The organism is Sutcliffiella sp. FSL R7-0096 (genome assembly GCF_038595065.1).
Classification (GTDB): Bacteria; Bacillota; Bacilli; order Bacillales; family Bacillaceae_I; genus Sutcliffiella_A.
In genome coordinates, this window is sequence record NZ_CP152003.1 from 3,471,299 (window position 1) to 3,489,887 (window position 18,589).

Annotated in this window: 15 protein-coding genes; 5 read left to right on the forward strand and 10 right to left on the reverse strand. The window is 43.3% G+C overall.

The features are described 5' to 3' along the window. Nucleotides 1–33: 33 nt before the first annotated feature. From MKY77_RS17785 to polX, 7 genes are all read right to left on the reverse strand, one after another. On the reverse strand, nucleotides 34–621 hold the full coding sequence (locus MKY77_RS17785; RefSeq protein WP_339147106.1) for a TetR/AcrR family transcriptional regulator: 588 nt from the start codon (nucleotides 619–621) through the stop codon (nucleotides 34–36). Nucleotides 622–801: 180 nt separating this feature from the next. Further along, the gene (locus MKY77_RS17790; RefSeq protein WP_339147107.1) at nucleotides 802–2,490 is read right to left on the reverse strand and encodes a long-chain-fatty-acid--CoA ligase; all 1,689 of its coding nucleotides are present in this window, start codon (nucleotides 2,488–2,490) and stop codon (nucleotides 802–804) included. Between the two features lie 183 nt (nucleotides 2,491–2,673). Next, nucleotides 2,674–3,849 carry a cation:proton antiporter gene (locus tag MKY77_RS17795; RefSeq protein WP_339147108.1) on the reverse strand — a complete coding sequence of 392 codons (1,176 nt, stop codon included), beginning with the start codon at nucleotides 3,847–3,849 and terminating at the stop codon, nucleotides 2,674–2,676. Continuing rightward, nucleotides 3,849–4,343, reverse strand: a complete 495-nt coding sequence (locus MKY77_RS17800; RefSeq protein WP_339147109.1) for a cation:proton antiporter regulatory subunit — start codon at nucleotides 4,341–4,343, stop codon at nucleotides 3,849–3,851. Before MKY77_RS17800 ends, MKY77_RS17795 begins: the two co-directional genes overlap by 1 nt. A gap of 157 nt (nucleotides 4,344–4,500) precedes the next feature. After that, nucleotides 4,501–4,908, reverse strand: coding sequence for a DUF350 domain-containing protein (locus MKY77_RS17805; RefSeq protein ID WP_339147110.1), 408 nt, complete (start codon nucleotides 4,906–4,908; stop codon nucleotides 4,501–4,503). A 14-nt stretch (nucleotides 4,909–4,922) separates the two neighbouring features. Then, nucleotides 4,923–7,280: an endonuclease MutS2 gene (locus tag MKY77_RS17810; protein ID WP_339147111.1), complete on the reverse strand. Its 2,358-nt coding sequence runs from the start codon at nucleotides 7,278–7,280 to the stop codon at nucleotides 4,923–4,925. A 27-nt stretch (nucleotides 7,281–7,307) separates the two neighbouring features. Beyond that, nucleotides 7,308–9,029: a DNA polymerase/3'-5' exonuclease PolX gene (polX, locus tag MKY77_RS17815; RefSeq protein WP_339147112.1), complete on the reverse strand. Its 1,722-nt coding sequence runs from the start codon at nucleotides 9,027–9,029 to the stop codon at nucleotides 7,308–7,310. A gap of 393 nt (nucleotides 9,030–9,422) precedes the next feature. On the opposite strand from polX, the gene MKY77_RS17820 reads away from it, so the two are divergent. The 4 genes from MKY77_RS17820 to MKY77_RS17835 all read left to right on the forward strand — a co-directional run bounded on the left by MKY77_RS17820 (nucleotide 9,423) and on the right by MKY77_RS17835 (nucleotide 13,325). Continuing rightward, entirely contained in the window at nucleotides 9,423–10,103 is a 681-nt protein-coding gene (locus MKY77_RS17820) for a PspA/IM30 family protein (RefSeq protein ID WP_339147113.1), read from the forward strand. Nucleotides 10,104–10,194: 91 nt separating this feature from the next. Beyond that, nucleotides 10,195–11,223 (forward strand): TFIIB-type zinc ribbon-containing protein, encoded by a 1,029-nt coding sequence (locus MKY77_RS17825; protein WP_339147114.1) that lies wholly within the window; start codon nucleotides 10,195–10,197, stop codon nucleotides 11,221–11,223. Further along, a complete protein-coding gene (locus tag MKY77_RS17830) occupies nucleotides 11,220–12,095 on the forward strand; it encodes a TPM domain-containing protein (protein WP_339147115.1) in 876 nt (291 codons plus the stop codon). The genes MKY77_RS17825 and MKY77_RS17830 overlap by 4 nt, the downstream gene beginning before the upstream one ends. A gap of 210 nt (nucleotides 12,096–12,305) precedes the next feature. After that, the gene (locus tag MKY77_RS17835; RefSeq protein ID WP_339147116.1) at nucleotides 12,306–13,325 is read left to right on the forward strand and encodes an SPFH domain-containing protein; all 1,020 of its coding nucleotides are present in this window, start codon (nucleotides 12,306–12,308) and stop codon (nucleotides 13,323–13,325) included. 312 nt (nucleotides 13,326–13,637) lie between these two features. Here MKY77_RS17835 and MKY77_RS17840 read toward each other — a convergent pair whose 3' ends face one another. Beyond that, nucleotides 13,638–14,180: a CvpA family protein gene (locus MKY77_RS17840; protein WP_339147117.1), complete on the reverse strand. Its 543-nt coding sequence runs from the start codon at nucleotides 14,178–14,180 to the stop codon at nucleotides 13,638–13,640. Nucleotides 14,181–14,185: 5 nt separating this feature from the next. Then, nucleotides 14,186–14,455: a cell division protein ZapA gene (gene zapA, locus MKY77_RS17845; RefSeq protein WP_063560010.1), complete on the reverse strand. Its 270-nt coding sequence runs from the start codon at nucleotides 14,453–14,455 to the stop codon at nucleotides 14,186–14,188. A 94-nt stretch (nucleotides 14,456–14,549) separates the two neighbouring features. Here zapA and rnhC point away from each other — a divergent pair, with 94 nt between their 5' ends. Further along, on the forward strand, nucleotides 14,550–15,506 hold the full coding sequence (gene rnhC / locus MKY77_RS17850) for a ribonuclease HIII (RefSeq protein WP_339147118.1): 957 nt from the start codon (nucleotides 14,550–14,552) through the stop codon (nucleotides 15,504–15,506). Nucleotides 15,507–16,161: 655 nt separating this feature from the next. Here rnhC and pheT read toward each other — a convergent pair. Then, complete coding sequence (gene pheT, locus MKY77_RS17855; protein WP_339147119.1) at nucleotides 16,162–18,576, reverse strand: phenylalanine--tRNA ligase subunit beta; 2,415 nt, start codon at nucleotides 18,574–18,576, stop codon at nucleotides 16,162–16,164. Nucleotides 18,577–18,589: the final 13 nt, after the last annotated feature.

The following is an 18,589-nucleotide window of genomic DNA, read 5'->3' on the forward strand; positions in this document are numbered from 1 at the left end:
ATAAATCCCTCCTTATGTAAAGCGAAGAGCTACTTAAGGTGTAGCTCCAAAACCTTTGATTAGTAATTCGTGCACTCTTGGCGCGATGGATGCCAGGTCGTACTTTTGGTCATTCATCACCCAGGTGGTAACCGTTTCATCTATCGTGCCGAACACCATCTGTCTTGCTAGTCGGACATCCAGGTCCGCACGAAGCTCCCCATTCTTGGTACCAGCCAGCAAAATCTCATCTACCACATGTAAATACCCTTTTAGCACCTCGTTAATCTTTAAGCGAAGCTCCAGGTTGGATTGTCGCAACTCCAATTGGGTTACGATTGCTAGATGGTGATCTGCAGCAAGCATGGTGAAATGTTTTTCAATCAACGTTAATAATTTCTCTGTTGATGTCGATTTTCCTGCAATTTCTTGACGAATCTTTTCGACGAAGAGTCCCATTTTTTCTTGAAAAAGAGAAATGAGGATATCTTCTTTATTTTTAAAGTATAGATAGATGGTACCGTCCGCTACTCCTGCCTGTTTGGCAATCTTAGAAACTTGCGCGTGATGGTAGCCGTTTTCGGCTATGACAATAACCGCCGCATCTATTATTTGCTTATATTTAGGCTTTTGTTGTTTCAACCTATTCGCTCCTTTTAGGAAAATGAATGAATCATCATTCATATTTTCATGATACTGTACCCTGAATGAACTGTCAATCATTATCTTATCATAATTTTCGTGCAAATTACTAATTATTTATTTGGTGAGAAAAGAGCCAATTAAAAAGAGAGGGTATCATCCCTCTCCCCCCGGTCTAACTTATTTTGCGATTTTCTGTTTTTCTTCATCCACAAGTGCTCTTCTCAAAATCTTTCCAACTGCTGTCTTTGGAAGCTCATCTCTGAATTCATAAAGTCTTGGAACCTTGTAGGCAGCTAAGTGTTTGCGGGCATAGGCATCCAGTTCTTCTTCTGTAAGAGTGGCTCCTGCCTTTTTAACAATATAAGCCTTCACGGTCTCACCACGATATGCATCCGGGACGCCTGCCACCACTACCTCCTGGATTTGTTCATGCTCATAAAGCACTTCCTCTATCTCCCGTGGATAGATGTTGAAACCGCCAGCAATGATCATGTCTTTCTTACGGTCTACCACATAGAAATAGCCACGTTCGTCCATATAGCCAAGGTCCCCTGTCAATAACCATCCGTCTTTTAGCACTGCTTCTGTTTCTTCTTTTCTGTTCCAGTAACCCTTCATGATTTGAGGGCCTTTTACAGCAATTTCACCAATTTCCCCGACAGGAGCCAGTTCGCCGTTTTCCATGGAGAGGATGACGGATTCTGTATTTGGCCAAGGAATGCCGATGCTACCAGATACCCTTTCATCCCAAAGGAAGTTTGCATGCGTGACCGGGGATGCTTCTGAAAGCCCGTATCCTTCCACCAACTTCCCTCCTGTTACTCGTTCGAACTGTTCCTGCACTTCAACAGGCAATGCTGCCGAACCACTGATACAGGAATCAATGGATGATAGGTCATATTTTTGAATATCAGGATGGTTCAAGAGAGCGATATAGATCGTGGGTGCTCCCGGGAAAAGCGTCGGCTTCTCCTTTTGGATGGTTTTCAAGGTTGTCTCCGGATCGAATTTAGGCAAGAGCACCATTTCGAAAGCCTGCATGATGGAAAGGTTCATAACAGCTGTCATTCCATACACATGGAAGAACGGAAGGATACCGATGACCTTTTCCTGTGCTTTTTTGCATCGATACATCCATTTTACACTCATCATCGTATTGGAAACGAGATTCATATGTGTCAACATGACTCCTTTAGGAAATCCTGTTGTTCCTCCTGTATATTGAAGCAAAGCAAGATCTTCGTTCGGGTCTATCGGAATATCAATCATTTGTGCTTCTGATTGTTTGATCACTTCCGTAAATAAGTGGTTTTCCCCGCTATGTTCCACTTTAACGACAATCCCATATTGTTTCTTCTGTACAAACGGATACAGCATGTTCTTAGGGAACGGTAGATAGTCCTTTATTCCCGTGACAATGACATGCTTCAATTTTGTCAGCGCTTTCACTTTTGAAACTCTCGGATAAAGAATATCCAATGTGATGATGACTTCCGAACCGGAATCATTCACCTGATATTCGAGCTCACGTTCCATGTAAAGAGGGTTCGTCTGCACGACAATTCCTCCTGCAAACAGGACACCATAATAACTGATAACCGCTTGGGGACAGTTGGGCAGCATGATGGACACCCTGTCACCCTTTTCAATTCCGAGTCCTTTTAAGTAGTTTGCCAGTTTTAAAGATTGATCATACACTTCTTCAAATGTCAGTTTCTTGCCAAGGAAGCTTATGGCCGTTTTTGTTGGGTACTCTTCCGCTGCTTGTTTTAAAAATGACTGCAATGTTCGTTCTTCGAAGTTGATCTCATGAGGTATTTCATCTGGATAAAGTGATAGCCACGGCTTATTCACTACTTGCTCCATTCCATTCCCTCCTCTTTATCGGCCTGTACTACTACAAAAGGCCCATATCTGTTTGTTATAGTATATCAGTAATCCGATGAAAATTATAACATTTTTTTGATTTTTGCAAAAATATAGTTTTGACAGCTATTCAAAAACCCGCATCGTTGTCTTACTTTCTAACAACTGATTGCGGGTTTCAACTTATGAAGGAACTTTTAAATTTCTTTTTTTCTTTTGTTTTTTTCCATAGATTAAATCCGTTAACTTAGGTGCAAAGATAAAAAACAGGATACCGAGCATTGCCGATACTAAAATAAACATGCCGCTGAAAACTTTTGTTGCCCCCGTGGCTATACCGGCTATGACGACAGAGAATTCTCCCCGTGGAGTAAGCGAAAATCCTGCTCTTAATGCCACTCTTTTTGACAGTCCATACCATCTCCCACCAAGCATGCCTACGATTATTTTCCCTACTAGAGCCCAACCGACAAGGGTGAAGAGCAGTCCAACATAAGGGATACCTTCCCCAAGGTTGATGGTCGTACCAAAGTGCAAGAAGAAAATTGGTAACAGTAAGTCTCTTACAGGAAGCGTTACGTTTTCAATGTCATGTGACCGTTTGGTTTCAGCAAGCATGATACCAGCTAAAAATGCACCCAAAACTTCAGAAAGACCTAATAATAAAGCAAGTCCACCATAGGTCAGCGCAATTCCGACCGTCAACAAAATGAACCTATCACTTCCGATCAGTCGCTCAATGAATTTCTCGAGCCTAGAGAACCCAAAACGACCTATCAGCATGGCACCTGCTGTCAAAAGGATAATTTTCCCTAGTAAAATAGCAAAATCCAAACCTGTAATTCCCCCATCGGAGGCCATTCCTATCAAAACGGCAACGATGATTGGCGCTACAATATCTTCAAAGATGAGGATGGCAAGTATGTATTCCGATTCCGCATTTGCAAGCCTCTTTGTACTTTCAAGCAGCTTAGCGGAAATGGAAGAGCTTGTAGCATATAAGACACCACCGATAATGAGGGAAGGCAAGAGGTCTAGTCCAAAGAACAGGCAGATGAAAGTGGAAACTCCCAGATTCAGAACGACATCGAGCAATCCCGGCTTCCAAACCTTAACGGCCATTCCTTTCAATTTCGCTAATGGAAATTCCAGACCCAGCAGGAAAAAAAGAAGCACAATTCCCACCTCGCTTGCGATATGAAGAATCTCATTATCGGAAATGAAGGATCCGATTCCAATTCCTAAAATAATATAAAGGATGACCCCTGGAATTTTTATTTTCCCACCTATATAGCTAATAAGAAAAAGAACCAATAATATGACACCTATGCTCAAAAGTATCGGTGCTCCATGATCCATCAGGAAGTGCCGCCTCCCTCACAAAGCTTGGTAAGCTTTGCAATCTGCGCCTGCTTTCCGCAGATCATCAACACATCACCTTCGTGTAGGATAACATCAATATCTGGAACGGCGATATTGTCTTCCCCTTTGACGATTCCAATGATGGAGGCACCAGTTCTAGTCCTTATCTGGGATTGCCCAATGGTCTTCCCAACAAGGGGCGATCCCTTTTTTACATCGACCCATTCAATGATGATCTGCTTTTTAAACATTTTCATTTTATCCATATCTACAGGCTGGTACATCGCACCCAATAATTGAGCCCCCAGCTCCCTTGTTTCATCCGATGTCATAGAAATGGAAAAGTCCGCTTCATCACTATCAGGGTCATCAAAGAAGTACATTTCTCTTTTACCGGAATGGTGTACAACTAACACGACCATATTACCTTCTGCCGTGATAAAGGATATTTTTTTGCCTATTCCGGGCAGTTCGGTAGTTTTAAATTGCATGTCTTTTCCTCCTAGATAAAAAAGAGAAGGAGGTTCGTCCCCTTCTCCCTGCAATATACAATATTATGCGATTACAAGATAAATGATTCCAATCAAAACAAAAATTACGCACAAGCCTATTAATACTTTCGCTAAAGTTTCCACAGTTTCCTTCTCCTTACCCGATACTTGCCCCTATGATAAATGATAGGCCAACGGAAATGACAAAAGAGATAAAGCCAACTGCCCGGTTGTCATTTCGTATTTCTTCATCGATGTTAAAACTTGGTGTCAAAAATTCAAAAATGAAATAAGCAAACAGCAATAGTAAAAAGCCTGCCGCACCCCATCCTATCATCGTCAGCAACGTGTCATGATCACTGATGGAGTATCGGAAAATATTCGCAATACCCAATATCTTTCCGCCAGTCGCCATCGCTACGGCAAGATTCCCCTTTTTGATTTCTTCCATATTTTTATACTTCGTCACTAATTCAAAGATAGCCAGAAATAAAACAAGACACAAAACCACCACACTGAAATTTGCAGCCGTTCTGACTAATTCATTTTCCCAAAAACTAGACATATCAGGCTCCCTTCCTATTTCAGTTCGACGACGGTTACACCAGTGCCACCTTCAGATGCCTCACCGAATCGATAATTTTTTACAGAACGATGGTTTTTCAGGTAATTTTGGACCCCGACACGCAATGCTCCGGTCCCTTTTCCATGTATGATCGATACCCGGTGGTAGCCTGCCAGTGTCGCATCATCTAGGTATTTCTCCACTCTCATCAATGCATTTTCAAAGCGCTCACCACGAAGGTCAAGTTCTATGCTTACATGATAATCTTTCCCTTTGATGGTTGCCAATGGCTTTGTTTCCACCGGTTTTGGCCTGCTGATGTATTGTATATCCTTTGTTTTCACTTTCATTTTCAGGATGCCGATTTGAACCTGCCACTCTTTGTCCCCCGTTTTTTCTACTAGGTGACCTTTTTGATTAAGACTTAGTACCTTTACTTCGTCTCCTGGCTCAAGAGTTTGATTCGTTGCTTCCTGCTTCTTGGTGGAAGCAGATTTTTTAACAGTTGGCACGGCGCCTTCCAAACGTTTCTTCGCGTCTATCAATTCATGCTCTTTGACATTAGCATGTTGTTCGATTCTCATCTTGCGTAACTCGCGGATGACCTTCTCTGCTTCTTCCTTGGCATCTTCGACCATCTTCTCCGCTTTTGCCGCCGCTTTTTCATAAAGTTTGTCACGCTGCTCATTCAGTTCCTGCATTTGTTGTTCAAGGTCCTCATGCAGTTTTTGTGATGTTTTTCTTAACTGTTCCGCTTCTTTCCATTCCTCTTCCGCCCTTTTTTGAGAGGCTTCTAAAGAGGCAATCATGTTCTCGACTTTGTTGCTGTCCTCACTCACAAATTCTTTCGCCCGGTCAATGACATCCATGCTCAATCCAAGTCGTTTGGATATTTCAAACGCGTTACTTCTTCCTGGAACCCCAATAAGTAAACGATAGGTCGGGCTTAAGGTGTCCACATCAAATTCCACACTGGCATTCACCACACCTTCCCGGTTATAGCCATATGCTTTTAGCTCCGGATAGTGGGTGGTTGCAATGACACAGGCACCACGCTGATACACTTCATCAAGAATGGAGATGGCCAGGGCCGCACCTTCTTGCGGGTCTGTTCCTGCACCGAGCTCGTCAAAAAGAACGAGGCTGTCATGGTCGACTTTTTTTAGGATATCCACAATATTAACCATGTGAGAAGAAAATGTACTTAAACTCTGTTCAATGGATTGCTCGTCGCCGATATCTGCATATACTGCGGAGAATACCCCGACTTCTGAACCGTCTTGTGCCGGCACATGCAATCCGGATTGTGCCATGATGGTCAAGAGGCCCAACGTTTTCAAAGTGACCGTTTTACCACCTGTATTAGGTCCGGTTATGACAATGGAAGTATAGTCCTTTCCAAGCTCAATGGTGTTCGGGACCACTTCTTCTTCTGAAATGAGAGGATGTCTTGCCTGAACCAATCTCACAAATTTCTCATTATTGATTTCCGGCTTGGTTCCACGGATGAATTTTCCGTATTTCGCCTTTGCAAACATAAAATCAATCTCTGCCAAAATACTTACATTTTCAAGAAGGTCCCGCGCAGCTTCTGCCACTTCTCCTGACAATTCAGCCAATATGCGATCGATCTCGAGCTTCTCTTTTACCTTCGCTTCCTGCAGGACATTGTTCAGATCCACTACCTGCTGAGGTTCAATGAACAAGGTCGCACCAGATGAGGATTGGTCATGTACAATTCCTCCATAAGCACCACGGTATTCCTGTTTTACCGGAATCACATAACGCTCATTACGGATGGTGATGATGGCGTCGGATAGCATTTTTTGCGCATTAGATGAACGAATCATGCTTTCTAGCTTTTCGCGCACCCTGGATTCTGTTGACCTTAATTGCTGGCGAATTCCTCGTAATTTATCACTTGCCCCGTCCAACACTTCTCCGTATTCATCTATACAGTTCTTGATATTGCGTTCAAGCTCCGGATAGATGACTAACTGGTCCATATAGCTTTTCATGATCGGAATGGAGATTTCCTCTTCCAGTACCGTTTCCACGAATCGATCAAGCTTGCGCGCCGCATAGATGGTTCCTGCTATATCCAAAAGCTCATGGGTGTTCAATGTCCCGCCAATCTCGGCACGCTTCACATGCGCTCTGATATCTGTGATGCCTCCAAGTGGAACCTCCCCTTTTAATCTAAGAATGGTTGCCGCTTCATCTGTTTGCAGCTGCCTTTCCACAACCTCCTCATAGTTGGTCGCTGGTGTCAGCTGGGCCACTTTTTCTTTTCCTAAGGATGAGGCAGAAAATGTAGCTAATTTATCTTTTACTTTATTAAATTCCAATACCTTTAAAACTCTCGGTTGCACGTACCCATAACTCCCTTCTTTACTTGCTTACGTATGGTGTCGTGTTAAATACTTCTTTAACTCTTCTGGTGACCATGTATTGATCACATTTTCCTTTTTAATCCAGCCTTTTCTTGCCGTGGCCACTCCAATTTCCATGTGATCAAGCATATCAATGCTATGTGCATCTGTATTGATGACAAGTTTCACCCCGGCATCTTGGGCAAGACGCACATAATGGCTGGCAAGATCTAATCTATTCGGGTTTGCATTAAGTTCAAGTGCCGTATTTGTTTCCTTAGCAAGCTGAATCAACATTTCCACATCCACATCATAGCCTTCTCTGCGTCCAATAAGGCGACCTGTCGGGTGGGCAATGATATCCACATGATAATTCTCCAACGCCGTTTTTAATCGCTCCATGATAACTTCCCTTTTTTGTGAAAAGCTTGAATGAATCGAAGCGATGACAATATCCATCTCCGCCATCAGCTCGTCATCATAATCAAGGGAGCCGTCCGGTAGTATATCCATTTCCACACCTGACAAGATGGTGATATCGTCATACTTTTCATTTAACTTCCTAATTTCTGCCTTCTGTTGTCTCAGGCGATCTGGTGTAAGTCCGTTTGCCACTTTCAAATATTGAGAATGGTCGGTGATCGCCATATATTTATACCCTTTTGCACGGTTCGCTTCAATCATCTCTTCTATTGTATGGGCACCATCGCTCCATGTGGAGTGCATATGTAGGTCCCCGCGAATATCATTTAATGAAACCAAAGGGACTTCTCCATTTTCTAACGCATAATCGACTTCCGTTCCATCCTCCCTTATTTCAGGTGGGATGAATGGGAGATTAAAATGTTTGAAGAATTCCTCTTCCGATCCGAAGTGTTTGATTTCCCCAGTTTCAACATCCTCCACACCATATTCACTAATTTTCTCTCCTCGCTCTTTAGCGAGTTGCCTCATGCGGACATTATGATCCTTTGAACCGGTGAAATGGTGAAGAGTCGTGGGAAAACTTAGTGGTTCCACCATACGGAAATCAACGGATACATCATAGTCATATTTTAAAATGATGGATACTTTCGTATCACCATTGGCGATAATCTCTATAACCCTATCCATCTTCACAAGCTGCTCTCGTACCTTTTCTGGATTAGTTGTGGAAATGATAAAATCCAGATCCTTGATCGTTTCTCTATATCTGCGCAGGCTTCCAGCACGGGAATATTCTTCTAACCCATCAACAGTTGATAGGAACTGTTCTATCTGCTCGGCAATTGGTGTCATAAAAGAGATCGGCAAACGGTCAGGACGTTTGCCCACTTCTTCGATGGCAGAAAGGATTTTCTCTTCCGTCTTCTTACCAAATCCCGCAAGCGCCTGCACCTTTTCAGCTTCACATGCCTCTTTCAGACTTGTTATATCTACTACGTCCAGCTCTTGATAAAGTTTAGCTATTTTCTTTCCGCCTAATCCTGGAAGTTTCAATAACGGAACCAATCCCTCCGGCACTTCCTGCTGTAGCTCCTCTAATACGGAAGATTTGCCTGTTTCCATAATCTCCTGGATAACAGCCGCTGTTCCTTTACCAATTCCACTTATCTTTGTAAAGTCATCAATTTGACTCAGGCTTCTCTCATCATTTTCAAGGGCCAACGCCGCTTTCCTAAAAGCAGAAACCTTAAAGCCATTCTCGCCTTTCAGTTCCATATATATCGCAATCGTCTCCAACCATTTCACGATCTGTTTTTTGTTCATCCTTATCACCTAACCTTATGTAAACTTATCCTATTAGAATCATACAAATAATTAGAGGAAATGTACAATCGAAGTTACTTGGGATAACGGAAAATCGAGTCTGCAGTAATTTTCCAAGAAAAAAATGAAACCTTTCGTCCTTGTATACAGTATAAACTACTAAGAGTTTCCTATTTTTTCGCTTTGTTTAACATCGCTGTTGATTTTCGCACTGGGCTTCGCTTACCCAAAGGGCGATGCTTGAGCCTTCCCTCTCCGTTACGGGGTCTCAAGCTACCGCTACCTCCAGTCGGAGTCTTCGGCCATTGCTACCATCAACAGCTAGAATATCAAATTAGTCATTGGATTATTATTTTATCGTTTGTTTGCATAACTAAAAGGAGGAATGTGTGTATGAGTATTATCGCGAGATTCAGAGATATTATGTCCAGTAACATTAACGCTTTGTTGGATAAAGCGGAGAACCCGGAGAAAATGATTGACCAATATTTACGGAACCTGAACAGTGATTTAGGAAAGGTAAAAGCGGAAACCGCATCCGTCATGGCTCAGGAGCAGCGTTCCAAGAGGGAATGGGATGCATGCAGGGACGATATGGAGAAAATGGAACGATATGCGATCAAAGCGTTGGAAGCTGGTAATGAGGATGATGCAAGAAAGTTCCTCGAGAGAAAAAGAACGCTTGAGACCACTTTCTCCGAACTGGAAGCATCCTATCAACTGGCTAGAAACAACTCCCTTCAGATGAAACAGATGCATGATAAATTGGTTTCTGATATCGGCGAATTGGAAGCGCGCAGAAATATGCTCAAAGCGAAATGGTCTGTCGCCAAAACGCAAGAGAGAATGAATAAAATCGGAGATTCCGCAACACGAGCAGGGGGATCGATTACCGCATTCGGCAGAATGGAAGACAAAGTGAACCGGGCACTCGATGAAGCAAACGCAATGGCAGAGCTAAATACAGGTCCAAAGGATGACATTGAAGACCTTACAGCAAAATACGATCAGCAAAGTGCAAATGTTGATAATGAGCTAGAAGCGTTAAAGGCGAGATTGAAGAATAATAATTAGTCATCGTAAACGAAGCTGTAGCATACTCGCTACAGCTTTGAAATGTATAGATAGAAAATACTTGTACCAAAAAGGAGAGAGGTGATTTCAAATGATCCTTCATTACAAATGCCCAGGCTGCGGAAGCGATATGAGTTTTGATGCCGACTCAGGCAAACTGTCCTGTCAAAGTTGTGGCCTCCGGGAAAATATTGAAGAACATCCGGAACAGTTGATTACAGCAACTTTTACAGAGGATGAAGTAAAGGAATATCAATGTGAGAACTGTGGAGCGGTCCTGATGACGGAAATAGAAACCACCGCAACTAGTTGCAGCTTTTGCGGAGCCGGGGTGGTCATTGCGGATCGATTGTCAGGCAACCTTGCTCCTGCTAAAGTCATCCCCTTTACAATCAGCAAAGAGGCGGCAATCAGCGCATTTCAGAAATGGTGTGGCAAGGGCCTCCTGACACCAAAGGGTTTTATGAGTGCAGATCGAATCAAGAGCATCACGGGAATCTATGTACCTTTTTGGTTGTATGATTTGAATAGCAAGGTCCAAGTACAAGCGGTCGGGACCAAGGTAAGAACCTATAGCCAAGGAGATTACATTTATACCGAGACAAAGTATTATGATGCCTTCCGAGACATCAATCTAGACTATGTCAAAATCCCGGTAGATGCTTCAGAAAAAATGAATGATGAACTGATGGATAAATTGGAGCCATTCCCTTATGATCAGCTAAAGGAATTCAAAACTCCTTATCTAGTAGGGTATGTGGCGGAGAAGTATAACTATGACGACAAAGAACTCCTACCAAGGGCAAAGCATAAAATAAGCGGATATATCGATTCCTACATACATTCCACTCTATCCGGCTATCAATCGATTAACTTCAAGGAAAAAAAGATAGATACGAAAAGTGTAAATAACCATTACGTGTTATTGCCTGTATGGATGATCAGCTATGATTATGCTCAATCAGAGCATACTTTTGCCATGAATGGCCAGACAGGAAAAGTGGTTGGTAAACCTCCGATCAGTATGGGCAAAGTGGCGATGTGGTTCAGTGGTGTTGCCGGCGGTACCCTCCTTGCGATGAAATCAATCGCCTACATGATGGGAGGCGGGTTCTGGTGAGAAGGTACAAAAGCATTTATTCATTTATCATCGCAGTTTTTTTAGTGGTAACATTGGGATTCACCGCACAGGCTGAATCGGTTAACCAGAAACAATTTGTATACGATTATGCCGGGATATTGACGGACCAGGAAGTCACACAACTTGATTCGTTAGCCAATGAGCTTGGTGCTGAATCCGATACTGCTTTTCTCGTTATCACAGCGAATGGAACGGATGGTATGGATATCGAAGAATATGTAGGAGACTTTTATGATGAAAATGCCCCTGGGTATGACCAGCCTTATGGAAACACAGCCATTCTGGCCATCGACTTGGAAGAACGGGATATATATTTGGCAGGATTCAAAAAAGCGGAACTTTATTTGAATGATCAACGGTTGGATCTGATCCTGGAGAGTATAACACCTGCCCTCTCTCAAGGAAACTACTATGAGGCATTTTCAGAGTTTATTTCAAGTTCCCATTCCTATATGGGCATGGAACCAGAAACGAGTGATGATAACCCAGGTTCTTATCCTGATAATAATGACGGGTACCAAAATTATGAGGAAGAGTATTATGCAGGAGGAAACCCCTCAGATAATCTCTTTTTCCAGCTATGGTTCCAGCTTTTGGTTTCATTCATCGTTGGCGGAGCCGTTGTAGGGATCCTTGCTTATAACTCTGGTGGAAGAGTCACTGTAAATTCCGGAACCTATATGAATAGCAACAGCTCCAAAGTACTGCATCGACATGATAGATACCTCAGAAAGACAGTGACAAGAGTCAAGAAGCCGACCAATAACAACAACAATAGCGGCGGGTTCACAGGCGGTGGCGGCATCACAGGTGGCGGTCATTCCCACAGCGGCAGCAGAGGGAAATTTTAATATGCTGGTTGGCTGAATTGTGTGATGACAGATTCACTAACTGTTGATTGTTTCACAGGGCGAAGTCTCCGGCGGGAAGTAGCGGTAGTTTGAGAGCCCTGAAGCGTTGTGAGGAGGCTCAAGCACCGCCCCTCTGGATAAGCGAAACCCAGTGCGGAAACCAACAGCGGCAGACGAGAGAAATTTTATAAAGTAAGGAGAAGAATTAACATGTCATTTTTCAGAAACCAATTTGCCAATGTCATTGAATGGCAAGAATTCAGAGAAGATATGATCTTCTATAAATGGAACAACAAAGAAATCAAAAAAGGAAGCAAGCTGATTATTCGCCCCGGCCAAGATGCCATCTTCTTCAACAACGGGAAAATAGAAGGAGTATTCCGTGATGAAGGCACCTATGATGTGGAGTCGCAGATCATCCCATTTTTATCCACATTGAAGGGATTTCGTTTTGGCTTCAACAGTGGTATGCGCGTGGAGGTCCTTTTCGTCAACACGAAAGAATTCACCGTAAAATGGGGCACCAAAAATGCCATCAACATTCCGGCACCGGGTCTACCTGGGGGAATGCCTATCCGAGCAAATGGAACATTCCAATTCAAGGTTGATGATTATATCGCGTTGATCGATAAAATAGCCGGGGTCAGGGAGCGCTATCTTGTAGAGGATGTCAGAATCCGGATCACTTCTGTTCTCGATCAGTTATTGATGAAGTGGATTACTCGGGAAGGCAAGGATATGTTCAATCTTCAGTCCAATTCTTTTGAAATATCCAAAGGCATCAAAGAAGACTTGGATATGCAAATCATTGATAACGGTCTTACCATTACAGGTTTTCAAGTGATGAGCTTCAATTATCCAAAAGAGATCCAGGATATGATCTCCAAAACAGCCTCACACGGTATGGTCGGTGATGTGGATAAATACCAGCGACTATCCATGGTCGATGGCATGTCATCCGGAAAGATGGGTGGTAGTGGAGCTGCCTCTGATATGGCAGGCATGATGATGGGCATGAACATGGCAAATCAAATGATGAATCAGATGAATCAACAAAACCAAAACAATACTGGGCAAAATCAGCCTCAGCCTCCTGCACAACCGGTGACTCCACCAGCTTCTGAAGGGCAGCCTGCAGTATCTGAAGCCAAACCAAATTTCTGTCCTAACTGTGGCACCAAAACAGCTGGCGGCAACTTTTGTGCTAACTGTGGGCATAAACTAGTTTAGATATTACCTAAACAACATAAAAAGCAGCAGTTCATATGTGAACCGCTGCTTCAGCTTGTAGAAAAAGTAAATTTATTTTCAAGATGTGCAATTCCCATGTTGATCGTAGTGGAAGGCGCGCAGACTCCTGCGGGAGGAAGGGACAGGGGAGACCCCGCAGGGCGCAGCCTGAGGAGGCTCCCGGACCGCCCGCGGAAAGCGAAGCGCCTGTAACGGAGAGCAACAGTCATATGCAAATATATAGATAATTAAGGTTTGTCAACAGACTAAAAGCAGAAGTTCATATTTAACCTCTGCTTTTACAATGCTTATTTATCTGCTGGCCGTATAACCGGCCCATAATTCCTGCAACTTAGCAGAGAAAATCGGGGTGTTTTCCACAATTCCCTTCGCCATGGATGAATCGCTGATGGACGTCTGCACCATTTCCAAAGGAACAAGCGCTCCTATGTACAAGAAAATGAAGACAACCAGATAAACTTCTACAAACCCAAGGACCGCCCCGGCCCAACTGTTCAGCTGCTTCAAAATCGGCAGATGGGATAGAAAATCCAGCATGGAACCGATGATCTGTGCAGCAATTCTTGTCCCGAAGAATAGAATGGCAAAGGCAATTGCTCTATAATAAGCGGTATCGAGGCTGATGGTCTCAAAAAACATAGAGAATTCCGAATTACCAAAACTCGGCATCGGTACCCAAAGCTTCAATTTTGGCGCCAAGTCCGCATAGAACAAATATGCAACCACAAAAGCGGCAATGAATCCAGATAGATGGACAATTTGCATGATGAATCCTCGACGGATCCCCACAATCAATCCCATAATAAATAGAAAGATAATAATCAAATCTAGCATCGTACTCAACCCTTTTTCTTTAATTCTCTCTCAAGCATATCGTATTCATCTTTTAATTTGATATAATCATGTACAACGTTAACCGCAGTCAACACTGCCAGTTTACTGATGTCCAAGTTTGAATTTTTACCATTGATTTCTCTCATTTTTTCATCGACAATGGAAGCAACAAGTCGTATGTGACTTATACTTTCCGTACCAACAATCGAATATTGTTGTCCATATATGTCGACAGTTGTGCGAGTTTTATGCTCTGACAACGTGTATGCCCCCATTCATTAAAATCCTAATCTTTATAATACCACGAAACTTTCTAAAGTGGAAAAGAAACATGGAAAAATGTAAAAATTTGTAGTAGGAGTGAATTAATTGTCATATCAAGTTATTCAAGTGTCTGGGACTATTTTAAACAAAATTGAAAGTTTCTATAAGGAACATAAGATAGACAAACTGCCAACAGGAGCAGTTTTTGTTGCTAAATCGCCTACGTGTAACATTACGGCATACAAGTCAGGAAAAGTATTGTTCCAAGGAAAAGGAGCGGAAGAGGAAGCGAATATATGGAAGGGGTTTGGGGCTACTGATGCACCTTCCAAATCTGGTAAAAAGGCCACCACTGTTTCATCATCAGGAAACAAAGTGAAATCTTCCTTGCCTGCAGGCTTTGCCTCCCTCTCTGTCATCGGATCTGATGAAGTAGGGACTGGGGATTATTTTGGTCCGATTACCGTTTGTGCCGCTTATGTAAAAAAAGAGCACATGGTTAAGTTGCAAGAACTTGGTGTCCAGGATTCAAAAGCATTAAATGATGAAAAAATCGTGCGTATTGCAAAAGCAATTTTGCCACATGTACCTTACAGCTTATTAGTATTACATAATGAAAAATACAATGAACTGCAACAGAGCGGTATGAGTCAAGGGAAAATAAAGGCGTTGTTGCATAATAAAGCATTGCAACATGTGTTGGATAAGATTTCTCCTGAGAAACCTGATGCCATATTAATTGACCAGTTTGCGGAATCAGGCATCTACTATCGTCATGTGGCTCAACAGAAGAAAATTGTTCGTGAAAATGTATATTTTCATACAAAAGCGGAAGGCCTGCACCTTTCAGTGGCAGCAGCGTCCATTATCGCGAGGTATTCTTTCTTGAAAGAGATGGATAAACTGAGCAAGCTTGCGGGAATAACGATTCCTAAAGGAGCGGGGTCAAAAGTGGATTCTGCAGCAGCAAGGGTCATCGAAAAGCACGGAGAAGGTTTTTTGAACAAAGTAGCGAAAGTCCATTTTGCAAACACCTTGAAGGCAAAAAAACTGGTCAGATAACTTTACCAATCGAAAGTTCGTTTACAGTAGCAGGTCTTGTGCTATAATTTGTGTATACACATGATTGAAGAAGCCAAAGTGTTGGACGCACTTTGACTTAACAGTATAAGTTCCGCAGAAGCACGGCTACTGTGGAGTCGAACGTAATAAGTAACTCACCCGACTGCCTAACAGCGAATTAGAAGTCACGGGTGGGTTATTTTTTTGTCATTTCTTTTATCAACACGATTACTAGATTCACTAATGCAAAGAGGAAAAGTCCTGATGTGAGGAAAAGCTGCATCTCGCTCATACGGTCACCCCCGTTCTCCACAGGGATTCACCGCACCACCCGTTCCTATTATACTGTCCACTCTATTATACCATTCTATCGGAAAAACAGAACACTTGTTCTTATATTTCCTTCCAAATACCTAGTTTTTAAATAACATGGAGATTGAGTTAAGGTTTGTTTTTGCGTTAGCGGTTGCTCTCCGTTTCAGGCGCTTCGCTTTCCACGGGCGGTCCGGGAGCCTCCTCACTCCGTTGCGGGGTCTCCCCTGTCCCTTCCTCCCGTAGGAGTCTGCGCGCCTTCCACTGCGATCAACTTGGTAATTGCATTTTCTATTTTAAGCACAAAAAAGGGATCCCATGTGGAACCCCTTTTTCTTGAAAATTAGCTTCTCAATACCGCATTGTATTTTTCTTCGACTGCTTGAAGCACTTTTGTGTGGACTTTTGTTACTTCTTCGTCCGTTAGTGTGTGTTCTGGGTGGTAGTAACGTAAGGCAAAAGCGACTGATTTTTTGGATGCGTCGATTTTGTCACCTTCGTAGACGTCAAATACCTGTACTTCTTTTAGAAGGGAATCACCTGTCGTCTTGATGACTGCTTCTAGTTCACCAGCTGGAGTTTCACGATCCACTACTAACGCGATATCGCGGCTGATGGATGGGAAACGAGGGATTGCTTCGTATTGGATTTCTCCGATACTCTCTCCAAGAAGTGCTGTTAAGGATAGCTCGAACACATATGTTTCAGGTAAGTCTAGTTCATTCAACTTTTCAGGGTGAAGCTGTCCTATGAAACCAATGCTTTTTCCGTTCAGTAAGATTTCCGCTGTACGTCCCGGGTGTAAGCCGTCTTTTTCAGAGCGGGTGTAAGTAATCGTTTCACTCACACCAAGCATGGAGAACATGCCTTCTAGGATTCCTTTTGCTACAAAGAAATCGACCGCTTTTTTCTCTCCTTGCCATGGGTGTTGCTGCCAAAGTCCTGTTAGGGCACCAGCAAGACGTTCTTTTTCCTCAGGCAAAACAGCACCATCTTTTCCGATGAATACAGAGCCGATTTCATATACCGCGTTCGATGGTAAGGAACGTGCGATATTGTGCTGAAGAGCTTCCAGAAGATGCGGCACTATGCTTAGACGCAGCGTGCTTCTTTCTTCACTCATCGGCATCGCAAGGCGAATCGCTTTTCCATCTTCAAGGGCAAATTGCTTTGCGCGCTCATCGCTTGTCAAAGAGTACGTAATGTTTTGGATCAGACCAGCACCCTCCAAGTAACGGCGGACTTTACGACGCTTTGCTTGATATGGTGTCAACACACCGGGAGTTGCTGCACTTACAGGCAATGTCGTCGGGATGTTGTCGTATCCGTAAAGACGAGCAACTTCCTCCACTAAGTCCTCCTCAATCGTGATATCCCCACGACGGGTTGGTACCGTTACTGTGAAGCTCTCATTGTCTTCTGATACTTCGAATTGAAGCTTTGTGAAAATATTTTTCACTTCCGCGGCAGTGATGGAAGTTCCCAGTACAGAATTTATTTTTTCTACAGTAGTAGTCACAACAGCAGGTTCAACTTTTAGGGTGTTTACTTCCACAGAACCACCGACCACTTCACCGCCAGCATATTTTACCATTAGTGCAACTGCTCTTTCTGCAGCTTCATGAGTGCGGTTCGGATCGATACCTTTTTCATAGCGGGCACTTGCTTCACTACGAAGGCCGTGGTCCTTAGAAGCTTTTCTGACAATTACTCCGTTAAAGTATGCGGACTCCAACAGGATTGTCGTGGTGTCAGATTGGACCTCTGAATTCGCTCCACCCATTACACCGGCAAGCGCGACAGGCTCTGAGCCATTAGTGATAACTAGATGGTCTTCTGTTAACGTACGCTCAGCATCGTCAAGCGTCGTAATTTTCTCATCCTTGCGAGCACGTCGTACAAGAATTTCTTTGCTGTCAAGACGATCATAGTCGAACGCATGCAATGGCTGACCGTATTCTAATAAAATATAGTTCGTGATATCGACCACATTGTTGTGTGGGCGGATCCCCGCTGCCATGAGGCGAGCTTGCATCCAAAGCGGTGACGGACCGATTTTCACGTTTTTCACTACTTTAGCCACATATAAAGGGTTGTCGCCAGAAGCGTCCACATTAACTGAAATATAGTCAGAAGCTTCCTCATGGTTTGCTTCATATTCTGTGGAAGGCCATTTTACGTCACGACCAAGGATTGCGCCCACTTCATAGGCCACACCTAGCATGCTTAGTGCATCAGAACGGTTTGGCGTTAAGCCAAGCTCCATCACTTTGTCGTTGCGGTTTAAGTATTCTAATGCATCTGTACCAACTTCCACCTCATTCGGGAACACGAAGATTCCTTCAGAGAATTCTTTGGCAACAAGCTTAGAACCAATTCCTAGTTCCTGCAGGGAACAGATCATACCGTTGGACTCTTCGCCCCGAAGCTTAGCACGCTTTATTTTAAAATTACCAGGAAGCACTGCCCCAACTGTCGCAACTGCCACCTTCTGGCCTTTATCTACATTTTTAGCGCCACAGACAATTTGTACAGTCTCTCCGTTTCCAAGGTCCACCTGGCATTTATTCAACTTATCCGCATTTGGATGCTGTTCCTTTTCTAAGACGTGACCCACTACGACACCTTTGATACCTTCGTTCAGCACTTCTACGCCTTCTACTTCAATACCGCTTCTTGTAATCTTCTCTGCCAAGTCTTCAGCAGAAATATCATCTATATTAACGTAATCTTTTAACCAATTGTAAGATACTAACATGGTTTCCCCTCCT